Source organism: Candidatus Gracilibacteria bacterium (assembly GCA_041661045.1).
In the GTDB taxonomy this organism is placed as follows: Bacteria; Patescibacteriota; Gracilibacteria; order UBA1369; family 2-02-FULL-48-14; genus 2-02-FULL-48-14.
The window spans coordinates 728907-749391 of record JBAZVE010000001.1 but is presented as its reverse complement, the minus strand read 5'-3'; the positions used below and the strand labels follow the sequence as shown (position 1 = coordinate 749391).

Here is a 20485-nt window from a genome sequence, read left to right as displayed (position 1 = left end):
GCGCGTCCAAATCACGGACAGCTCCCTTAAGGCTCAATTGCTGAAAAAACAAAAATAAAACAAAGAGCGCGGTGAGCACAAAAAGGAAGAAAGCCAGCGTTGACAGAAGTCGGCCCCGAGGGGCTTCGTAAGGAGTATCCATTTTGAACGGAGGCGTGTAATATAGATCGGATGAATTTTACTGTTATCAACGAAGGTTTTCAATGCGGAAACTGTGGCAGCGCGGTCGCTCCTCAAAGGGGCAGCTGCCGCAACCACTGCACCGAGTGCCTCTATTCCTTGCATGTGGATGCCGCATTCCCGGGCGACCGCGCCTCAAACTGCAAGGGCTTAATGAAGCCAATTGGCGTGACGCAGTCGGGCAAAAAAGGGTGGATTCTCTTGCACGAATGCACAAAATGTTCTGTAACTATTCGCAATAAAATGGCGAATGATGATAATATGGTGCTCGCCGCTCGTCTCAGTACAAATCCAACCTGAGCCGACCCCATCTAATGAAACTCAAACTCGACTTAAAGTCGGTCCCCAAAGAATCCACGGTTATTGTGGGCGTTTCGGGGGGCCGAGACTCGATGGCTTTGGTGCACGCACTCATCCACCAGCGCCCGGATCTTAAAGTCATCCCCGCCCATGTCAATCACGGTCTCAGACCCTCCGCCGAAGACGATGCTGCTTTCACCAAAGGAATGATGCAACGATGGGAACTTTCCTGTGAATTTTTTAAACCCCGCCCGCCCGAAACCGGCAATATCGAAGAATGGGGCCGAGAAAAACGCTACGAATTTTTTGAAAAACTGTTTAAAAAACACCACGCCGATTTCATTTTCACCGCCCACCACCAAGACGACGATTTTGAAACCATGCTCCTCCATGTGCTCCGTGGAACCCGTGTTAAAGGCTTGGCCGGTATGGCTCCCGTGCGCGGGAAATTGGTCCGTCCACTCCTCTACACTTCCCGCAGCGAGATCAACGCGTACGCCGAAGCTCACCAAATCCCCTACCGCAACGACCCCACCAACGAAGACGAGCGCTACATGCGCAACTTCCTCCGTCACAAAATCATCCCCGTGCTCAATCATGTGTACCCTGGCCTGGCCGACCGTTGGCAAAAACAGAAGCATTATTGGAATGAACTTCAAGTGATGCTCGAAAAAGAAGCCCTCACATTTATGGAAGAAAATCTGGACCCCAAAGAAGGCCTTCACCGAAGCGCCTTCACCAAACTCCCCTATCCAACCCGCACCACAGTCTTGGAACTCTGGTACTTGGAAAGCACGGGCAAACGCATCCCCGACAACGCCACCTTAGACCGTTGGGACGAAGCCATCCGCACCCTGGATCCCCGCAAAAAAACCGAATGGGACCCTCTCGGCAAAAAAGGCCAAAAATTCCTCCTCCTCACCAAAGAACGGGCAAAACTGCAGTAAGCCCCCCTCCCAAGATTTGTGGGCTAAATTTTATGCATTACCCGGGAACGAAGACGCGCCTTACGACCCCGAGTGCTCAGAGGCTCTTCGCTCAAGTCCAGCCTCTGACGACCACTGCCTGAATCTAGAAAGCCCAGGCACACAGTATTTCCGTTCCTATGCATAGTAGCTTTGCCGGTGATTCCATCATTCTTTGCCGGTAAAACCGTGTAGGTGCCAAGGGTTCCATCGCTACTAGTGAGCTCTCTATTGATATCGTCACAGTACTTACCTTCCATTGCCTTCAAAACCTGGAGCATGGCGTATTCCGCGCTGTCCATACTGGAAAGGCCAGTTTTCCAAACCTGATGGTGAGTGTTGAAAGCATCGCTTCGAAACCCCAGTGTCATGTGATCGGCCTGATTGTAAGAATCGTCAGGATCACCTGCTTTGGCCGTGGAGTCATCTGAAGAATCTCCCAATGTCCAGGCATATTCCGTGATGGATTCCGTTTGCCGTGAGTTTGGTGTACGACAGGCGTTGATTGCTACTTCATAGTTGCTATGCATAAAAGGATCCACTTGGCCACCTTGGTGCTGAAAGAAAGGCATTAACTCTGGTTTGCTCAGCACTTCTTTGAAACGAGCTCCGGAGACCATAGGGGTGAGAAAAAAACGGATCTCACGGCCGGCCACTTCCAAGGCTCGCAGGTGATTGACCTGAGCATTGGTAAGCTTTTCGCGTACGGCGTCTATAATATCAGCCTTGGCGGGCACGGGGCGGTCTCCTTCTCTTAAGAAGTGTTTTTCAATGGCTTCTTTGGAAAAATAATAGTCCACCCGTAGCTTGTTCTCTACCCATTCGAAGTTTTCACGGGTGAGTTCGGGGGGAATGGGGTCGTCTTCTGGAGGCTTGGGAGTGTCATCCTCACCTCCAGATTTTCCCTTTCCACGGGGATCATCATCTGAAGGAGCAAGTGAAAACAATTCCCCCACTTCGGATGGGAGTAGGTAGGGATTTTCGTTTGAAACCACCTTCGGCCCATCCGGCTCACCCCCACTGAGCACGCCCGTGAGTTCCATAATCGTCCGTGCCAGTTTGCGTTCATCTTCATCCATGCTGAATTTGGCGCTGTCTAAAAAGTTGACCAGTTCGTCTTTCAAGTAGGCCTTGAAGGGCTTTCCTTTTGCTCGCTCATTGGACCAGCCTTTAAAAAGAGAAAGGAGCGTTCCCGTGTCCAAGAAGTTTTTATCCAAGTGGATCTGATCCAGTTCGCCTCCAAAACAGTCCGCGAGCATTTTTCGATTTGCTTCGGGCAAGTCTGTTGTGAGTGCTCCAACCGACCGATCGTGACACATCTGCATGAGTCTACCGGCTTTCGTCAACTTTCTTAAAAAAAGCAGTTCGGTTTTTGGGAAGGGCAAAAGGCCAGTCGGATCCATGAGCTGAGCCAGCACCACTTTATAGTGTTCTTCCTCGCTCATGTAAGGCACTTGAATCGCTGCTCTGTACATACGGAGCACCGCGGGATCCGTTTCTTCACGATCTCTGGTGCGCTCATCTTTGATGTTCCCCGTGGCAATAAGTCCAGGAAAGCTTCTGTCTCTTTCCAGTTTGTTTAAAGTCGCCTTGATCCCCATAAAAAGACGATTGGGGCCGGTGGTTTTTTCGTCTAAAATAAGCACTCGGTGTTCCCGTTTTGCCTGCAGGATTGGGCCTTCGACGAGTTCCGTTTCCATCTGAGCCGTGCCCACTGCTTTAATCCCCAAACGGCCCATCAGGTCTGCCACCGTCATATTTTCGTGCACTTCCACGACTATCGGTTCTTTGCCACCCGAAGCGATTTTGGCCACCGCGATGGCGAGTTCCGTTTTACCCGTTCCCGTAGAACCGAGTGCAAGAACCTTTTCTCCATGTAGCATGGCCTGAAGCATACGATCGATCATTTTCTGCCGACTCGGTGTGAGGGCAAAGCCTCCGTTTGTATCCATTTGATTTTTGTAGCCCAAAAGCTCCTGAGTGAGGAGCCAACCCCGGCTTTGTTCGGGCAAGCTTCTTGTCTTCGTTGCGAAATCCTCTTTGGCTTGTGTTACCCCACCTTCCAGTGCGCCGATATTGGCTTCGGTAGTGGCCTGAAGGGTGCCGTAATCTGCTCGATCTTTTTGATAGAGCGCTGTTTGTTTATTTCGAGCCAAGTGTATGAGTTCATCCAGTTTGGCTTTTTGTTTGAGTATGGGGAGTGCCGCTCTGAAACGATTTCCTTCCGCTTCCAAGACCTCAAAAAATACCTGATCCGCTCCGGGCAAACCCAAGAGTCCCATGAGTTCACGCCGTACAGCGTCTTTGCGAGTGAGCGGGTTTTCCGTGGAGCTTGTGGGCTCCGCATCCTCTCGAAGTGTCTCAAGAAGCGCATCCGAGCCTTGTTTTGCGGGCACTCTATAATCTGTACCGGCAAGCGTTTCATCACCCACGGCGTAATATTCCGAAAGGAGTCTTAGCACCTGCAAACCGTGAGCATGCGTGAAGGCAGTGACTTCGCCTTCAGGTATAGATTCGGCACTTTCTCCATTTGCCAAGTGGGCTCGCCAGGATTCGGCGTTTGTTCCAGGAACTTGTCTTTGCTCGTAGGGTGCTCCGGGAAGAGTGGGTTTTCTTTTTGCCATGGTTTTGTATTCCTTTTATTCTACCTGAAAATCAGAGTTTTCTCAAGTGCTGAACGAGAAGACGATGACGGGTGAACGAGGCCTGCCGCACATCTTCAATGACCACTGCGGAATCTTTGTGCGCCTCGTCGTGGCAGAGCACACGGATGGACTGAGCTTGCGCTCCAAATCCAATTCCCTGCACCACGATGCCTTTTTCTCGTAGTTGAGCGACTATTTGTACACATTCCGCTTGATTCGCCACTTCTCCATCGGAAACAATGGTGAGGACTTTGAGGAGTTTTTTGTCTTTGATTTTTTGAAGAGTTTCGGGTTTGAGCGAGGCTTCATAATTTTGAAGGGCTCCCAATAGATCTCCAGCTCCAGTTTGGGTTTGATCCAATGCTTGGAAGAGTCGAGCCAGCGCTTTTTTATCCAAAGCTTTGCTTGGATTGTGTAAGAGTTCCACCGTTTCTTTACCTTTGAAGGCTTGCAAGTGACTCCGCAAAGTGAGCGGATGGCACATGGCTCTACGATTGGCATCCAGATGGAGTCGATCATTGAGTTTCATAAGGTTGTAGAGGCCGGCCAGAATCATCTTTTTCTGCTCTTCCACGGGCAAGGCTCCACTCACTCCCGCGCTCGTCATGGAGGTAGTGAGATCCATGATCGCGTCATCCTCGAAAGCCAAAATATCGATGTGTTCTCTTGTTTTCAGACTTGGGAGTTTGAAGCCCATGGGGTCCTCTTCACCACTTAAAACATCGATCACCGCCATCGTTGGATCGTAGAGCTCATCTCCTTCGCTGGCCCTCACCGGCCCTCGGTAGGCGGGTCTTGGTACTTTTCTTCGTTTGAAGAGGAGGTCAAAGAGTTTTCTCCACTGCTCTCCCAGTGTGGAGGCCCGGCCGTCGATGCTGTGCTCAGCCAAAACCGGCGTGGCGTTCACCGCCTCGATGAATCGTTCTACTTTTTGCCACTCTTGGAACGAGATCCCTTCTTTTTCTTTGAATAGGACTTCGGGCGTTGGCGCTTGATCAATCCGGCCCGCTTGCTGGAGCAAATCTTTATACATTCCTTGGATTTCTTCAAGTTCCAGTTCTTCCTGAGCTTCTTCCTCTGGAGCCTGTGCCTCCCCAAAATCCCCTTCCTGAGACTCGCCTTCTTCCTCTTCTTGCCTATCGTCTTTTTCTTTGGCGGGAGTGGCCTCCATTCGTACCCATTCTTGCCCATTCCACCATTCTCCCCAGGCGTGTCCCGTGCCTGACAGGGCCGCGAAATCAAAGCGCGGATCTTTGGTGACAAAACGACCGGCAACCAAGCGGTGATGGATACCCAGGGTTTGTGCGAGAGCGCCGGCAAAGAGGTTGCTCCAGTAACAATCGGCAACGCCTCCTTCACAAAGGGCTCTAAAATGATCTGTCGTACTGGCGCAATTTGAATTCATCTGGTCTCGTTCGTTCACATCCGCCGGATATTTGAATTTTTTTCGTACAAAAGCTTCGATCCGTTTTATTTTTTGCGTGTCTGAGGCTCCCGGTAGCCTTTGGAGTGTATTTAGGAATGAAGCGGTTTCTTCATCCCAAGTGGTGCTTGGCACTTCGGGTTCATCCGTTGGCCCATCTGTGAGTCTGTTCTCCGGCAGATTGGTGAGTACAAAATCAAAATTCAGGGTTTTTGGAAGGTCTTTGGCGAACTCTGCTGGGCTCTTCGGCACCAGGTAAAAAGTTCCCGACTCGGAACGACACAAACGGTGGGTTGCAGGTTCTAAAGATTCCACCAATGGGATCGCATCATAAGGGAGTTCCAGTGCGATGGGCTCCGACCTTTTAATCAACAGTTCATAGTGGTATTTTTTGAGTGCTTCGTCGGTCTCAACTTGGAATTCGTGAATGTCCGTTTCTTCTTGAACGATCTGTTTTTGAATCGGATCCCACTTGCAAACATATTGCCTATAGTAGCCTCCGTAAAAAGGCGTAACTTTGGCTTCGATGTCTTCAGGTTTGATGGGCTCTTCATCCGATAAGCCGGTTTGTGGCCGGTAGCTAAACTTGGGTGCTTTTGCTTTTTGCAGTTGTTTAACTTGCTCTCGTACGGACTCCACTTCCCTGCAAAATTCGAGCAAAAGACTGGGTTGATAGTTGCCAGTGACCCATTGCAGTCGATCAGCCACAGAGTTCCCACCTTCGCCTTCCCACAATGCCTTGAGTTCAGCTGGCAGTTCCGGCGCCGTGCCGGTCATCAGCACTTGTTTACAGGCTTCATCAAACTGCTCCAGTAGAGAAAATTCTGCTTTTTGTGGTGCTTCATAAGGGAGGCCCTCACCTCTCAATCGATGGTAAGCGCGCCATTTAAAGATTTTGGGCAAGAGTGGGTCTGAACGATGCGGGCGGAATGCTTTTGCCCGTTCCTCGTCTGTGATCAGCCCTAGCATTTCTTTTTGAAGTGCCTTTCTTAGGGCTATTTCCATGTGTGCATGGGCACGCTCTTTAGCACCTTTGACCTCGGTACCGGCTAAAGTGCTTTCTACTCCTGTGCTGGAATCCGAATTTGACATCCTTCCATTTTAGCACAAACTACTTGATCATGCCAATGTTTGACCTGCACTGTGCACATTTGAACCCCTCGCCTCTTGACATACACTCTCTTCAGGTCTTTATTAATGCCATCCTTTAACACACCCAAGCATGGAGGGTCCCGAAGAAAACGCTGCAGCGGAAGAGATAGACCTAGATTTAGAGGGGCTTACTGAAAAACTTAATACATTTGAAAGTAGAGAATCCTACAGTAGGGAAATCGCTGGGGAAATACTACGCACTCTCGCCGATCTACTCAGTAGAACACCACAAAATCCAACCCTGCAAGACCTCACCGATCGAGCTTTGAGAGCATGCGTACAATTCGGTTACCAATGTCCATTAACAGAGGGAGAAAAAAGGAAATTCAAGAAGACAGACCTCTCAGAGGAGATAGCCGCCTTGTTCGCCCTACGGCTCATTTCACCCACAAAAGATGAATTGGGAGGGGATGTGGATGGCCCACTTGATGAGGACAGCCTAAGTGTAGTACATGAGCAGGTTCTCGCGGTCACCGCCCCCTGAGCACTCCAAGCTAGCTTTACTCGCGCCCCCGCACAGCGTAAAATGGCCGAGCTTTTTAAAACTCACGCATGGCAAATATTCTTCAAAGAAAACGACCCAATCCTTTAGTGACCTTGCTCGTAGCCACTCTGCTCATTTCCGCAGTCTATTCCATGTGGAATTCGGGCGAGCAAAAGAGCAGCGAACAAGTGTCCATCAGCCAATTCACGGAGGACATTAAAAATGGAACGGTGGAAACGGTGGAAGTTCGAGACACTCGAATGGACTACACCTTGATCGATGGCACTCAAAAATATGCCTACAAAGAGGCGGGAGAAACGGTGAACGAACTGCTTCAAGAGGTGGATAAAACCATTGTGGGCAAGCTCGAAATCGAAGTGGTGGACACCTCAAGCAAGGGGGTATGGCTGAATATTGGACTCGCCGTGATCCCATTCATGCTCATCATCGGTTTTCTGTTTTTTATGATGCGCGGAGCGGCCAGCAGCAACAACCAAGCCATGTCGTTTGGTAAATCCAACGCCCGACTGCACGATAAAGAAAAAGAGAAAACAACCTTTGATGCCGTGGCCGGAGTGCGAGAGGCCAAAGAAGAGTTGGTTGAAATTGTGGATTTCTTAAAAAACCCCAGCAAGTACACCTCCATGGGCGCAAAAATTCCAAAAGGAGTGATGCTGGTGGGAGGTCCGGGAACCGGTAAAACCCTGCTCGCTCGAGCGGTGGCCGGCGAAGCCGATGTCCCTTTCTTTAATATCAGTGGAAGCGAGTTTGTGGAAATGTTTGTGGGAGTGGGAGCCAGCCGCGTGCGGGACCTCTTTAAAAAGGCAAAACGGAATGCGCCCTGCATCATTTTTATTGATGAAATTGACGCGGTGGGCCGCCAAAGGGGAACCGGACTCGGCGGAGGTCACGATGAACGAGAACAGACCCTCAATCAAATCCTCACAGAGATGGATGGCTTTGAAACCAACACCAATGTCATTGTGATGGCCGCGACCAACCGTCCGGATGTTTTGGATCCCGCCCTGCTCCGTCCCGGTCGTTTCGACCGCCGCGTGGTGGTGGACAGCCCCAACATGGAAGATCGCGAAGAAATCCTCAAAGTGCACTCCAAAAACAAGCCCCTGGCCAAGAGCGTGGACCTGGGCCACATCGCCAAACAAACGCCCGGTTTCTCCGGAGCAGATCTGGAAAACCTCATGAACGAAGCCGCCATTTTGGCCGCCAAGAAAAATCAAAAAGAAGTCACTCAGCGCGACATCGAAATGTCCGTTGAAAAAGTACAAATGGGGCCTGAGCGAAAATCCCATGTGCTGTCCAAAAAGGAAAAGGAAGTCACCGCTTACCACGAAACCGGTCACGCCATCGTGGGCCATTTGATGGAAGATTGCGACCCACTCCGTAAAATCACCATCATCTCTCGTGGGATGTCCCTGGGGTCCACTTGGTTCATGCCGGACGAAGACAAACACATGGTCACTCAACAAAAGTTTGAACACGAAATGGCCTCCCTGCTTGGAGGATTCGTGGCCGAAGAAATGATCTATGGACAGGTCTCCACAGGCCCCTCCAACGATTTGGAACGCGCCAGCAGCATCGCCCGCCGCATGGTCACCGAGTATGGAATGAGCGCAAAAATCGGCCCCACCGTGTTTGGTGAAAAGAGCCATGAAGTCTTCCTGGGTCGTGACTACGGACACACCAAAAACTATTCCGAAGAAGTGGCCGCTCAAATCGATAAAGAAGTGGAGGCCTTGGTTCAAAAGGCCTACAAAACCGCCAAAGAAACGCTCACCACACACAAAAAAGGCCTTGAGCGCGTGGCCAAAACCCTCATCGATAAAGAAACCCTCACCCGTGAGGAATTCATTGAAATTTTTGAAGACACTGCGAAACACAGTGGAGCGGATTCCAAAAAGAAGGCTTAACGGCTCCTTAACCCTGGCGTTTTATTAAATAAGGTTTTAAACTGCTCTCATGAACCAAGTCGGGATTGGACAACTCAAGTACGCAAACAAGACGGAGGCTCCAGCCGGGGCCCTCGGTAAAAATAAAGTGCCGGTCAAATTGAATGCACGCCCTCAGCAAAGTCCAAAAGGAGCGGGCGAAGCCAATCAAGAGGGGAAGCTTTCGGTGGATATTTTGCAACGAGAAGATCGAATGATCATCATTTGTCCCATCGCAGGAGTAGAGAAGCCCGACATCAAGGTATCCATTCAAGATGATGTGCTCACCATTCGAGGCGAACGAAAAGAAGTGGAGGACATGCCTAAAAAAGATGCCTTGGTCCAAGAGCTCTTCTGGGGAGTTTTCTCCAGATCCATCGTGCTCCCCGATCACATCGATCGAAAAAACATCAATGCCAGGGTCCACGAACACATGCTCATCATCACTATTCCAAAAACGGAAGATTTTAAGTCGCGAATCATTCATATAGAAGACGACGCCCGTGCCCATGAATAAACCTGTTCGAAAAGCCGTCATTTTAGCAGCGGGCCTTGGGACCCGTTTTTTGCCCATGACCAAAGTGATCCCCAAAGCCATGCTCCCCATTCTCAATAAACCGGTCATCCAGTATTTGGCCGAAGAAGCGGTGGCCAGCGGGATCGAAGAAATCATTATTGTAACGGGAATCGGAAAACGCGCCATCGAAGAGCATTTCGACCCTTCCTATGAACTGGAACATGAACTCCTTAAACGGGGGAAGCAAGATCTCTTGGCGGAAGTGCAGAAAATAGAGAAATCCGCCCAATTTGTGTTTGTGAGACAAAATGAACCGAACGGAGACGGTCACGCCCTGCTCTGTGCCAAAGATCTGATTGGAGACGAGCCTTTTGCCGTGCTTTTTGGCGACGACATCATCGATGCCCCGGTACCGGCGCTTGCCCAACTTCTCACCGTATATAAGGAAAAGGGAACTTCTGTGCTCTGCACCGAGCGCGTGCCCAAAGAACGAATCAGTGCGTATGGAGTCATTGCCCCGGGTAAAACAGAAGGCCGCATTATAGAAGTGAAAGGTTTGGTGGAAAAACCAAGCCCCGAAGAGGCCCCCTCCAACCTGGGCATCATTGGGAAATACATCTGTACACCGGAAGTCCTTAAGGCCCTGAGCAAGAGCCAATCCAGCCATCCGGACGGGGAAATTCGCCTCATCGACGGTCTGATGACACTTTTGGCGCAAGGAGAAGCCATTTTTGCCCTGGAAGTGGAGGGAACTCGCTACGACACCGGCACCCCACAAGGGCTTCTGGAAGCCAATATTGCCTTCGCAAAAAAGACCCCCGACCTCGAGCCGTGAATTCACCACAATTATTCCGTTTAACAAGTCTACCCGGCTTGAAGAAACTCGGATTTTTTGCTATAATGACAAGATACATAAAAACAAAAACAAATGTACGACGATCTCCTCAAACAGGCGGATAGCCTCAAGCTCTCTGGAAAACACGAAGAAGCCATCCAGCTGGCAAACAAGATGATCCTCATGGATCTTGAGTTTGTAGAGGCTTACGAGGAAATCGGAGACAACTACCTCAGCTTACGAGAATACGATAAATCCATGAAGGCGCTTAAACATGCCCTCAAACTCAAACCCAAGAGTCCAAACGCTCTCTATTTGCTCGGATTCCTTTATTCTTCTTTGGGAGATTTCGGAAAATCCATCGAAACTTTGGAACTCGCCAATCAAGTTCAACCCCACCATCCGGAAATTTTGCGCTGCCTCGGCTGGTCCATCTTCCACGGTGGAGACCGCAAACGGGGTCTCGTGATCTTGGAACGGGCAAAAGCCATGGCTCCCAGCGATACCCTCATCATGTGTGATCTCGCCGTCTGCTATCTCAATGACCGCCAATTCGAAACCACCATCGCCCTGTTAGAAACCGCCCTACAACTGGAACCCAACAACGAAAAGGCAAAAGACTGCCTCGAAACCGCGAAATTCTTCCGACACGAATTCAAGAAGCTCAAAGAGCAGAAATAGGTGCTAAAAAAAGCACTTTGACAAACTAAATCTTGTTCTGTATTGTGGGGTTTGTTTTCAAATTTATGAATCAATCCGCAACAACACTTCGCCTCACTCACCTTACAAAGTATTGCTTTGTAATTTGGGCAAAGCGAGGAGTTCTATAGGGTTTGATTCTCAACATTAAACCTCACTCCTCGCCCACAAAGCGGGGATTTTTTATTTTTTACCTCAAGTAATATGACCCATTCAGAAGAAGCTCTGGAAGACCCAGATCAAACCCCCTCTCCCATTATTCTAAGACAAGGTCGCGTATCTCTTCCTCCAGAAGTCCGCACAGCAATTCGTCGGGTTCGTATGGAAAGCAAGCTAAGTGGCCGTGACCTCATCACAGAACAAAACCGTGCCGCAGCCGCCGCACGCAACACTTTAAACTCTTAAACCTTTAACCCCAAAGCTTATGTCACCAGAAACACCATCAGGAGAAGAACCGACCATTATCATTATGGACCGCATCCCAACAAAAGATGGTTCTAGAGAGACAACACCTGGAGAAGATTCGCAGGCATGGGGATTCACACCGATTGAAGGTAAAGGTCTTGCACAATTTCCAATGCAGGCCCCGGAACTGCGCGGAGTTCCAGTTCTCAACGCCCGTCCGACAGAAGGAAGGCGTATAGACCTCAGCTCTCTCTCAGTAGAGGAGCAACAGGTAATTTATGCGAACTTGATCAGAGCTGCACAAAGATCACGCCCACGCGCTTGACGCAGAGCTGAAAAGCTCGCATACTAGTTCAGCTCCTTGTGACCGCGCTCTTTACTCTTCGGAGAAAGGGTGAGGAAAGTCCGAGCAAGGTAGGCAGGAAAGCCGCTAACGGCGGCCGCCGCGCGATCTCAAAAACGCGCAGTAGGGAAAGTGCCACAGAGACGCACCAACATGAAACGCCCCCTCTGTTTAGCCCCACGCAAGTGGTGGTGGAATATGGGGAGCCCTCTCGAGAGAGAGTCGGCTAGGTAAACCCTTTTCCTTGCAAGGTGGGAATGGAGTGCGGGACCCGGTCAGCCTAAGACCCCCGTGCGCCCACCGCTTGAGCCCTCTAGCAATAGAAGGCCCAGAGAAATGGTCACACTTGCAACACTAAACTCGTTGCAAGACAGAACTCGGCTTATAGGGAGTAAGAAGGAACACTCGAAAGAGTGTTTTCTTTTTGCTACACTGCGCACATGAAACGCTCCGAAATAGCTTTTGGACTGCTGCGCATCCCCGTGGACTTCACCATGGTGGTGCTTGGATTTTTGTTGGGGTACAAGCTCCGTTTGATGGGGGATTTTATCCCCGGACGAGATTTTGAAGTGATGCCCGCAAACTTTCTTCCCCCGGAAGAATATTTGGAATTTGGCCTGCTCTTTGGTCTCATGTTGGTGGGCGTTTTTGCTTTTTTTGGCCTATATCGCATGCGCAACACCGCAAAGGCCCTCACCGAAACACGACATGTGTTCACCCACTCTTTGGTCTGGATGCTCCTCATCATGGCGTACTTTTTTCTGACTCGTGAGCTTTTTTTCTCCCGCCTGGTGCTGATTTTTGGGGCAGTGCTCAGCGTAATTTTCATGATTGTGGCCCGTCTGGTGCTGAGACAAATCGAACTCTTGTTCCTAAACGCCGACATCGGCAGACGGCGAATCCTTTTGATTGGGGCCAATAAAATCACGGATAAACTGGCTAAAAAACTCCGGAAAGACCCCCACTACACAGTGGTGGGCTACCTCACTGAAGGAAGCGCGCGCATCGAAAACGCAAAAATGCTGGGCTCGCTCAAAGAACTGAAGCGCATCACCAAGCGGAATAAGGTAGAAGTGATTTTGCAAACCAGCCAAGAACTGAGCGAGGTGCAGGATCACGAAATTCTACAGTTCTGCCAGGAACATCACTTGGAATACCGTTTTGTCCCGGACATTTTGGCCGTGGAACGAAGCAATATTGAAATTCAAACCATCGGAGGCTACCCCATCATTCACCTCAAACCCACGCCGCTGGACGGTTGGGGGCGCATTTACAAACGCAGTGTCGATCTGGCCTTGAGCTCCGTAGCTCTCTTGCTGCTCAGTCCCGTCTTTTTGGGCATAGCTATTGGAGTGAAGCTGGATTCCAAAGGTCCCATCATTTTCAGCAAACTGGAAGACGGCTCCCCAGCGTACCGAATCGGACAGGTGGGTGACCGATTCAAGTTTTACAAATTCAGAACCATGCAACACAACACGCATCACCTCCGTTACAGCGATTTAGCCGAAAAAAACCACAGAAAAGGACCTTTGATGAAGATTAAAAACGACCCTCGCATCACCCCCTTCGGAAAGTTTTTGCGTAAAACCAGCTTGGACGAACTTCCCAACTTGTGGAGTGTGCTCAAAGGAGACATGAGCCTGGTGGGCCCCCGCCCTCACCTCCCGGAGGAAGTGGAAAAATACGAACAACGGCACCATTTTTTGCTCACCATCAAACCTGGGATTACAGGACTCAGTCAGACCAGTGGACGAAGCGATCTAGACTTTGAAGAAGAAGTGCGCCTGGACAGCACCTACATCAAACACTGGTCTCCTTGGATGGACTTCAAAATCATCCTCAAAACCTTCTGGGTGGTGTTGAGGGGGAAAGCCGCCGACTAGGCCTAGTGTGAAGCCCATAAACCATGTTATTCTGCACGCATGTCGGTCATTCAAACACTCAATAAAATTTTCGGGGATCCTCAAAACAAGGAGCTGAAGCGCGTGGCCAAAGTAGTGGAAAAGATCAACGCCATTGAGGTGGACTACCAAAGCAAACTCACCGCCGAGGATATTCCTAAGAAGACATCGGAGTTCAAAGAGAGAATTGCAAAAGGAGAAACGGTGGAAGATTTGCTCCCCGAGGCCTTTGCTTTGCTTAAAAACGCATGTCGACACTTGCAAGGAGCTTCCTGGAAGATCCGCGGTTACGATTACACCTGGGACATGGTGCCTTTTGATGTCCAAATGGTGGGAGGAATCGTGCTGCACGAAGGCAAAATTGCGGAGATGAAAACGGGAGAAGGTAAAACTTTAGTCTGTACTTTGCCGGTTTACCTCAACGCCCTGGAAGGCAAAGGCGTACACATCGTGACCGTGAATGATTATTTGGCTCAACGCGATGCCGAATGGATGGGAGGCCTCTACCGGTTTTTGGGACTCAGCGTGGGCGTGGTGGTGCATGGACAAAATCGAGATGAGAAAAAAGCAGCCTACGCCGCAGACATCACCTACGGAACCAACAACGAATTTGGTTTCGACTATTTGCGGGACAACATGGCTCCAAGTTTAGAGGCCTTGGTCCAACGCCCACTCCATTACGCCATTGTGGACGAAGTGGATTCTATTTTGATCGATGAAGCTCGCACTCCGCTCATTATTTCCGCCCCTGCAGAGGAGTCCACACAAAAGTACGATCAATACGGGAAATTGGTTCGCCTACTAGATGAAAACACTCATTTCAATATCGATGAAAAACAGCGCAGCGTCACCCTCACGGAAGAAGGCGTCAAAAAAATGGAGGAACTCTTGGGAATAGAGAATATTTATACAGAAAAAGGCTTTGAAGAGGTGCATCACATTGAACAAGCGCTCCGCGCCCACGCCGTCTACAAAGCCGATGTGGATTATTTGGTGAAAGATGGACAGATTATGATTGTGGATGAGTTCACCGGCCGCCTCATGCCGGGTCGCCGTTTTGGACAAGGACTTCACCAGGCGATTGAGGCAAAAGAAGGAGTGGAAATCAAACGAGAAAGCAGAACCCTGGCCACCATTACTTTTCAAAACTATTTCCGTCTCTACAAAAAACTGGCGGGCATGGCGGGAACCGCAAAAACGGAAGAGGAAGAATTCGAAACCATTTATGGATTGGCCGTGTACGAGATTCCCACCCACCGTCCCGTCACCCGCGAAGACAAGTCGGATGCCATTTATAAAAACACCGCATCCAAATTCAGAGCCATCGCCCGAGTGGTGAAAGAGCTGAATGAAAAAGGGCAGCCGGTTTTGGTGGGCACGATTTCTGTGGAGAAATCCGAATCGTTGTCCAAATTATTCAAGGCCGAGGGCGTTCCCCATCATGTGCTCAATGCAAAATTCCACGAGCAGGAAGCGGAAATCATTTCAAAGGCCGGCGAACGCGGCGCGGTGACCATTGCCACGAACATGGCCGGCCGTGGAACCGACATCAAACTTGGCGAGGGTGTAAAGGAGCTTGGCGGACTCTGTGTGATTGGGAGTGAACGGCACGAAGCGCGGCGCATCGACAACCAGCTCCGCGGACGAAGCGGTCGCCAAGGAGACCCGGGGCTCACTCAATTTTTTGTGTCCATGGAAGACGACTTGATGCGTATTTTTGGCGGCGACCGCATGAGCAGTCTCATGGAAAAACTGGGCCTACCCGAAGACACCCCCATCGAAAACAGCCTCATCAGCCGAAGCATTGAAAGCGCGCAAAAAAAAGTGGAGGGTCACAACTTTGATATCCGCAAACACTTGGTGGAATACGATAGCGTCATCAACAAACACCGCGACATCATTTACACCCGCAGACGAAAAATTCTGGAGAATGAAGATCTTAAAAATTCCATTTTGGTGCTCATTGAGGAAGAAGCGGAACGCATCGTGCTCAAACATCCCGGAGACACCAAAGAAATCTTCGAGAGCGTGAGCGCCCTTCACCGCGACCCAAAGACTCCCCTAGCTCGTGAGACTCTAGAATCTCTGGGTCAAGAAGGCCTCATCGAAAAAATCAAAAACTATTTGCTCGAAGAATATTTGGAAAAAGAAAAAGCCCTGCCCTCCCCGGACATTTTGCGCCGTGCCGAACGGATGATCAGTCTCCGTACCCTGGACATGCTCTGGATGCGCCACATCGACGAGCTCAAAGATCTCCGCGACGCCGTGTCCTTAAGCGGGTATGGCCAAAGGAATCCCCTCATTGAATACCAAAACAAGGCTTTTCAATTGTTTGAAGAGCTCATGGACAGCATGAATCAAAACACCGTGCGTAGCCTTTTCCATGTGAAAATCAATGTCCAAGTGGTGCAAAAGCCCACCCCAATGCCCATGGTCACCAACGACCAAGCCATCGATCAAAACACCGAAGAATCTGCGATCGCCACAACCAAAAAAGGCAGCATCGATCTCGACGAAGTGGGCCGCAACGACCCCTGCCCATGTGGAAGTGGAAAGAAGTTCAAGAAATGCCACGGCGCCTAACGGCTCATTTTTCCGCCTTCAAAAATAGTCCGATGTGTTTTTTCACATAAGACAGCGGAGTGAAAGCAAAAATCTTGTGGGCTCCCAAATGTTTTTTACCCTCTTCACTGAGCCACATCTCTCGATCCCCCCTCAATGCAAATCCAAGTTGAGGCTTTTTGCCTTCATAAAACTCAAGTGCATCCACTTCCTTCTTAAAAAACTCATCATCCCCCACCAAGGCCAAAAAGAAAATAAGCTCTTCAATCGCATCAAAGCTTGGCACCTTAAAGGGATCCAGCTCCTCATCACAGTACAAAAGCCCCATCCGTACTTCTTTAAAAACTTTCCGAGCCTCCTTCAAAACAGTGGGAGTAAAACGAGGCCCATGAGCAGAATTGAGAATTTGGAATTGGAAGGTCATATAAAAATTAATCTCTCTCCACAAACACATCCCGTGGTTTGCTGCCTTGAGCCGGACCAATAACTCCAGCCTGTTCAAGTAAATCGATGATTCGTGCGGCACGCGAATAGCCAATGCGCAGGTAGCGTTGCATTGAAGAAGTGGATGCCGCTTTACGGTTCTTTTTGAGACATTCAATGGCCAGGTTCACCAATTCCTCATCAGACTTGGCTTCATCCGGAATGTCCGGAACACCTTGCACAGATCTTTGTGCCGTCTCTTTGGAAGTAATGTCCTGCTGATAAACGGGTTCATGCGTGAGCTTGAGCCGATTGGTGACTTTTTCGATCTCTTTGGAAGAAACAAAAATACCTTGAATGCGCACCGGCTTACCCATGGTTCCGGAGATGTAGAGCATGTCTCCACTTCCCAACAAATCTTCCGCGCCATTGGTGTCCAAAATCGTGCGGCTGTCCACTCCACTCGCCACCGTAAAGGCGATGCGCGCCGGAATATTGGCTTTAATCAAACCTGTGATAACATCCACCGAAGGTCTTTGAGTCGCCACAATCAAGTGCATGCCCACGGCGCGCGCCATCTGCGCAATACGGCAAATCGAAGCCTCCACCTCCTTCTGTGCCTGCATCATGAGGTCCGCCAATTCATCAATCACAATCACAATTTTTGCCATCTTTTCAGCCGTCTTGCGATCCGCATTGTAGTCGGCAATATTGCGGTGCCCGGCCTCCGCACAAACCTTGTAGCGTCGATTCATCTCCGCCACCGCCCAACGGAGTGCCGTGGCCGCTTTTTCAGGATCCGTGATCACCGGCGTGAGCAAATGAGGCAGCCCGTTATAAGTGGAAAGTTCCACTTGCTTGGGGTCAATCATAATAAACTTTAGTTCCTTGGGAGAGTTGTTGTACAAGAAAGAGACCAAGAAACTGTTGAGTCCCACGGACTTACCGGAACCCGTGGCTCCGGCAATCAATAAGTGGGGCATTTTGGCCAAATCCGCAACCATGGACCGGCCGGAAACATCCCGCCCCAACGCAATTTTGAGTTTGGAACTCTCTTTTATATATTCAGCCGTTTCCATCATTTCACGCATGTGCACCGTGGTCCGTGAAGCACTTGGAATTTCAATCCCAACCAGAGATTTACCCGGGATGGGCGCTTCAATACGAACGGCCGGCGCCGCAAGTGCCAACGCAATGTCATTCTTTAAAGAAGTGATTTTAGAAAGCTTCACTCCGTCCGCCGGCCTTAAGGTGTACTGCACCACCGTGGGCCCCACATGCACTTCATTCATCGAGACATCAATTCCAAATTGTTCGAGCTTCGTTTTAATAAGATCCGCTTTCCGTTTCAAATCGCTTTGATTGATTTCAAAAGATTCTTTGCCCACCTCCAACAAATCCATGGGCGGCGGACTCCATTCCACACTGTCTTCTAGTTCCGGCTCCCCTTTTTTCTTTTTCTTGGAAGTCACCACCACTTCCTCTTCCCCAGTCTCCACCGGAACACTGTCGTCATCTTCGGGCAAAGCCTTGGCCATTCGTTCTTCCACTTCCTGCATGCTGAGTTCCTTAATCGTCATGCTGAGCAACTCTTTGGCGGGAGCAGTGGAGGCCGGGCTCACAATGCGGAGTTCATCCTCCTCCCTGGGAAGAATGGTGAACTCAGGGGTAGCGGTGTCAATAACCTTGCGAACCATTTTGGGCGAAGGGGTGATGAAACGCAAAAGCGCGCCCAAGCTCACCTGCAGGGTCAAAAGCACGCCGATCAAAAAAGAAGCCACGAGCAGAACAAAAGCCCCCACGCGGCCGAAGGCCGCGGTAAAAATAAAGCTGGACACAAATCCAATATAACCACCCCCTTGTCCCATCTGTGCCGTCTCCAAAAGTTCCGTCTCCGGAACCCCCATGTGCACAAAGCCCAAAATCGAAACCGCGAGCGCAAAAACACCGGTCAGCCGCGCAAGCCCCCAAGAAATTTGCTTGGAAAAAAACACCGAAGCTCCCATAAACAGAAGCACAAAAGGCACCGCCTCCAAGCCCACCCCAAACACGGGTCGTAAGCCGGAAACCCATAAATCTCCCAAAACGCCCAACTGTTGATTGAGCGAGAGCCAGGTGAGCGCGGCCAAAGCCAAGTAAGCCACCGCCCAAATTTCCCTCATAATATGACTCTCCACCTCAAAATTGAGGATGGGGTTGCCCTTGCGCCGTCGAGTGAGTCGTCTTTTTGCCATAAATCGCTGGTAATCCTAGCAAATCAATCTGGAAAAGTCTATGCCGAGCGACTAAACTCAAGCCATGACTAAAAAACTTCTCATCATCAGTTCTATTGGCTTTGTCTTACTCCAAATCATCCTTTTCTCCGCTCAAGCTTCTTGGTTTTTTGAACTCTTCACGCATTACGCACATTATTACGCGATGCTAACGGGCCTCCTGCTTCTGGCAACGCTGCAAAAAAAATACTGGACCCTCGCTCTCCTGTTCAGCACATTTTTTTCAATTCACGCCGGAACCCTTGCCCCTTACCTGCAAGCCCACACAGAAGTCGCCACCCAAGACCAAAACCTCACCGTTTTGGCCAGCAATTTTTATTACACCAACACTCAATTTGAAGAACTTTTCCCCGTGCTTCAAAAGGAAAATCCGGACCTCTTCATCATTCACGAAGCCAATGCGGATTGGGAAACCGGCCTCACCCTCTTTCAAGAAGACTACCCCCACCAAGCCCTCACCCAAAAAACAGGAGTTCACGGCATCGCCATGGCCAGCCGCATCCCGGGCTCTTTCAAAGAAATCCCCTTGGGCACGGAAGTTGGCCTGGAATTCACTCCGGAAGATGCGTCTTACCACATTTTGGGGGTCCATCCCATGGCCCCCCTCACCGCCGCTTGGGCTGCAGAGCGAAACACTCAATTCCAAGACCTGGTCGCCTACACAAAAGCCAGCCCCGTCCCCATCCTCATCATGGGCGACTTCAACGCCACCCCCTGGTCCCCGCATTTCATAGACCTTCTCAAAAACGCCTCTCTCCAAGATGCCCGTGTGGGCTTTGGTCTTATTCCAACCTGGCATGCCCACAATCTGCTCTTTCAACTCCCCATCGACCACGCTCTCTTGAGCTCAGGATGGGAAGTTTTGGATTTTCACGCAGCAGACCGCCTTTCGGCAGATCACTTGCCTATCGTCGTTCGTTTGAATCATTTGAAATCCACCAGCATCTCCCCGTTCAAGGAAAGATCTTCAAACACCGTTTCCGAAGCATCCGAATAGCCCCCGCTCAAATGAGTGATATAAATACGCACTCGCATCGTGGAGTTTTCAGCATTCAAAACAAAATCCTCAACATCTCGAGTGGGATCGGTTTTTGAAGTGTACTCCGGCAAAACTTTTTCCAGGGCCATAAGATCAAAACTCAAAATAGCTCCCTGGCGACCCAGGGTAAGCATACCGGAAGGTGAAAGACCAAGCACAAGAGTTTCCTCCTGAAGAGACAGGGTCTGTGTGGCGACCTCGGGAAGATGAGGGATATAAGAAAGGTCAACGCCCCCCTGAAAATCAAAACCGGAGATGGGATAAAAATCCTCCGTTCCAAACGAACGCGAAGAGTGAGAGAACCTCAGCAGTCGCCCCTTATCTCGTATACCCCACGGCTGATATTCAAGACCCATGGCCTTCATAAATTCCTCACCAGACCTTCCGTCAAAA

15 protein-coding genes and 1 other RNA gene are annotated in these 20485 nt (G+C 50.1%); 13 read left to right on the top strand and 3 right to left on the bottom strand.

Annotated elements, in window-relative coordinates:
- Positions 1–171 precede the first annotated feature (171 nt).
- Positions 172–495 (top strand): RNHCP domain-containing protein, encoded by a 324-nt coding sequence (locus WC777_03645; protein ID MFA6024280.1) that lies wholly within the window; start codon positions 172–174, stop codon positions 493–495.
- Positions 495–1427: a tRNA lysidine(34) synthetase TilS gene (gene tilS / locus WC777_03640; GenBank protein MFA6024279.1), complete on the top strand. Its 933-nt coding sequence runs from the start codon at positions 495–497 to the stop codon at positions 1425–1427. The genes WC777_03645 and tilS overlap by 1 nt, the downstream gene beginning before the upstream one ends.
- A 23-nt stretch (positions 1428–1450) precedes the next feature.
- On the opposite strand, the gene WC777_03635 is transcribed toward tilS, so the two are convergent.
- Both WC777_03635 and WC777_03630 read right to left on the bottom strand, forming a co-directional pair.
- A complete protein-coding gene (locus tag WC777_03635; protein ID MFA6024278.1) occupies positions 1451–3907 on the bottom strand; it encodes an AAA family ATPase in 2457 nt (818 codons plus the stop codon).
- Positions 3843–6605, bottom strand: coding sequence for a transglutaminase-like domain-containing protein (locus WC777_03630; protein MFA6024277.1), 2763 nt, complete (start codon positions 6603–6605; stop codon positions 3843–3845). The genes WC777_03635 and WC777_03630 overlap by 65 nt, the downstream gene beginning before the upstream one ends.
- Positions 6606–6735: 130 nt before the next feature.
- On the opposite strand from WC777_03630, the gene WC777_03625 reads away from it, so the two are divergent.
- The 10 genes from WC777_03625 to secA all read left to right on the top strand — a co-directional run bounded on the left by WC777_03625 (position 6736) and on the right by secA (position 16378).
- Positions 6736–7257 carry a hypothetical protein gene (locus tag WC777_03625; GenBank protein ID MFA6024276.1) on the top strand — a complete coding sequence of 174 codons (522 nt, stop codon included), beginning with the start codon at positions 6736–6738 and terminating at the stop codon, positions 7255–7257.
- Positions 7218–9077, top strand: coding sequence for an ATP-dependent zinc metalloprotease FtsH (ftsH, locus tag WC777_03620; GenBank protein MFA6024275.1), 1860 nt, complete (start codon positions 7218–7220; stop codon positions 9075–9077). Before WC777_03625 ends, ftsH begins: the two co-directional genes overlap by 40 nt.
- Before the next feature lie 49 nt (positions 9078–9126).
- A complete protein-coding gene (locus WC777_03615) occupies positions 9127–9612 on the top strand; it encodes an Hsp20/alpha crystallin family protein (GenBank protein MFA6024274.1) in 486 nt (161 codons plus the stop codon).
- Positions 9605–10471, top strand: a complete 867-nt coding sequence (locus WC777_03610) for a UTP--glucose-1-phosphate uridylyltransferase (GenBank protein MFA6024273.1) — start codon at positions 9605–9607, stop codon at positions 10469–10471. Before WC777_03615 ends, WC777_03610 begins: the two co-directional genes overlap by 8 nt.
- Positions 10472–10540: 69 nt before the next feature.
- Complete coding sequence (locus tag WC777_03605) at positions 10541–11128, top strand: tetratricopeptide repeat protein (protein MFA6024272.1); 588 nt, start codon at positions 10541–10543, stop codon at positions 11126–11128.
- Positions 11129–11350: 222 nt separating this feature from the next.
- A complete protein-coding gene (locus WC777_03600) occupies positions 11351–11551 on the top strand; it encodes a hypothetical protein (protein MFA6024271.1) in 201 nt (66 codons plus the stop codon).
- 19 nt (positions 11552–11570) lie between these two features.
- Positions 11571–11903: a hypothetical protein gene (locus WC777_03595; GenBank protein ID MFA6024270.1), complete on the top strand. Its 333-nt coding sequence runs from the start codon at positions 11571–11573 to the stop codon at positions 11901–11903.
- Positions 11904–12295, top strand: an RNA gene (gene rnpB, locus WC777_03590) — RNase P RNA component class A. It abuts the gene before it with no gap.
- 39 nt (positions 12296–12334) lie between these two features.
- Positions 12335–13777, top strand: coding sequence for a sugar transferase (locus WC777_03585; protein ID MFA6024269.1), 1443 nt, complete (start codon positions 12335–12337; stop codon positions 13775–13777).
- Positions 13778–13816: 39 nt separating this feature from the next.
- Positions 13817–16378, top strand: coding sequence for a preprotein translocase subunit SecA (secA, locus tag WC777_03580; GenBank protein ID MFA6024268.1), 2562 nt, complete (start codon positions 13817–13819; stop codon positions 16376–16378).
- A 410-nt stretch (positions 16379–16788) separates the two neighbouring features.
- Here secA and WC777_03575 read toward each other — a convergent pair whose 3' ends face one another.
- Positions 16789–19014 carry a DNA translocase FtsK 4TM domain-containing protein gene (locus tag WC777_03575; protein MFA6024267.1) on the bottom strand — a complete coding sequence of 742 codons (2226 nt, stop codon included), beginning with the start codon at positions 19012–19014 and terminating at the stop codon, positions 16789–16791.
- Between the two features lie 64 nt (positions 19015–19078).
- Between WC777_03575 and WC777_03570 the strand changes: the two genes are divergently transcribed.
- Positions 19079–20050: an endonuclease/exonuclease/phosphatase family protein gene (locus WC777_03570; GenBank protein MFA6024266.1), complete on the top strand. Its 972-nt coding sequence runs from the start codon at positions 19079–19081 to the stop codon at positions 20048–20050.
- Positions 20051–20485 lie beyond the last annotated feature (435 nt).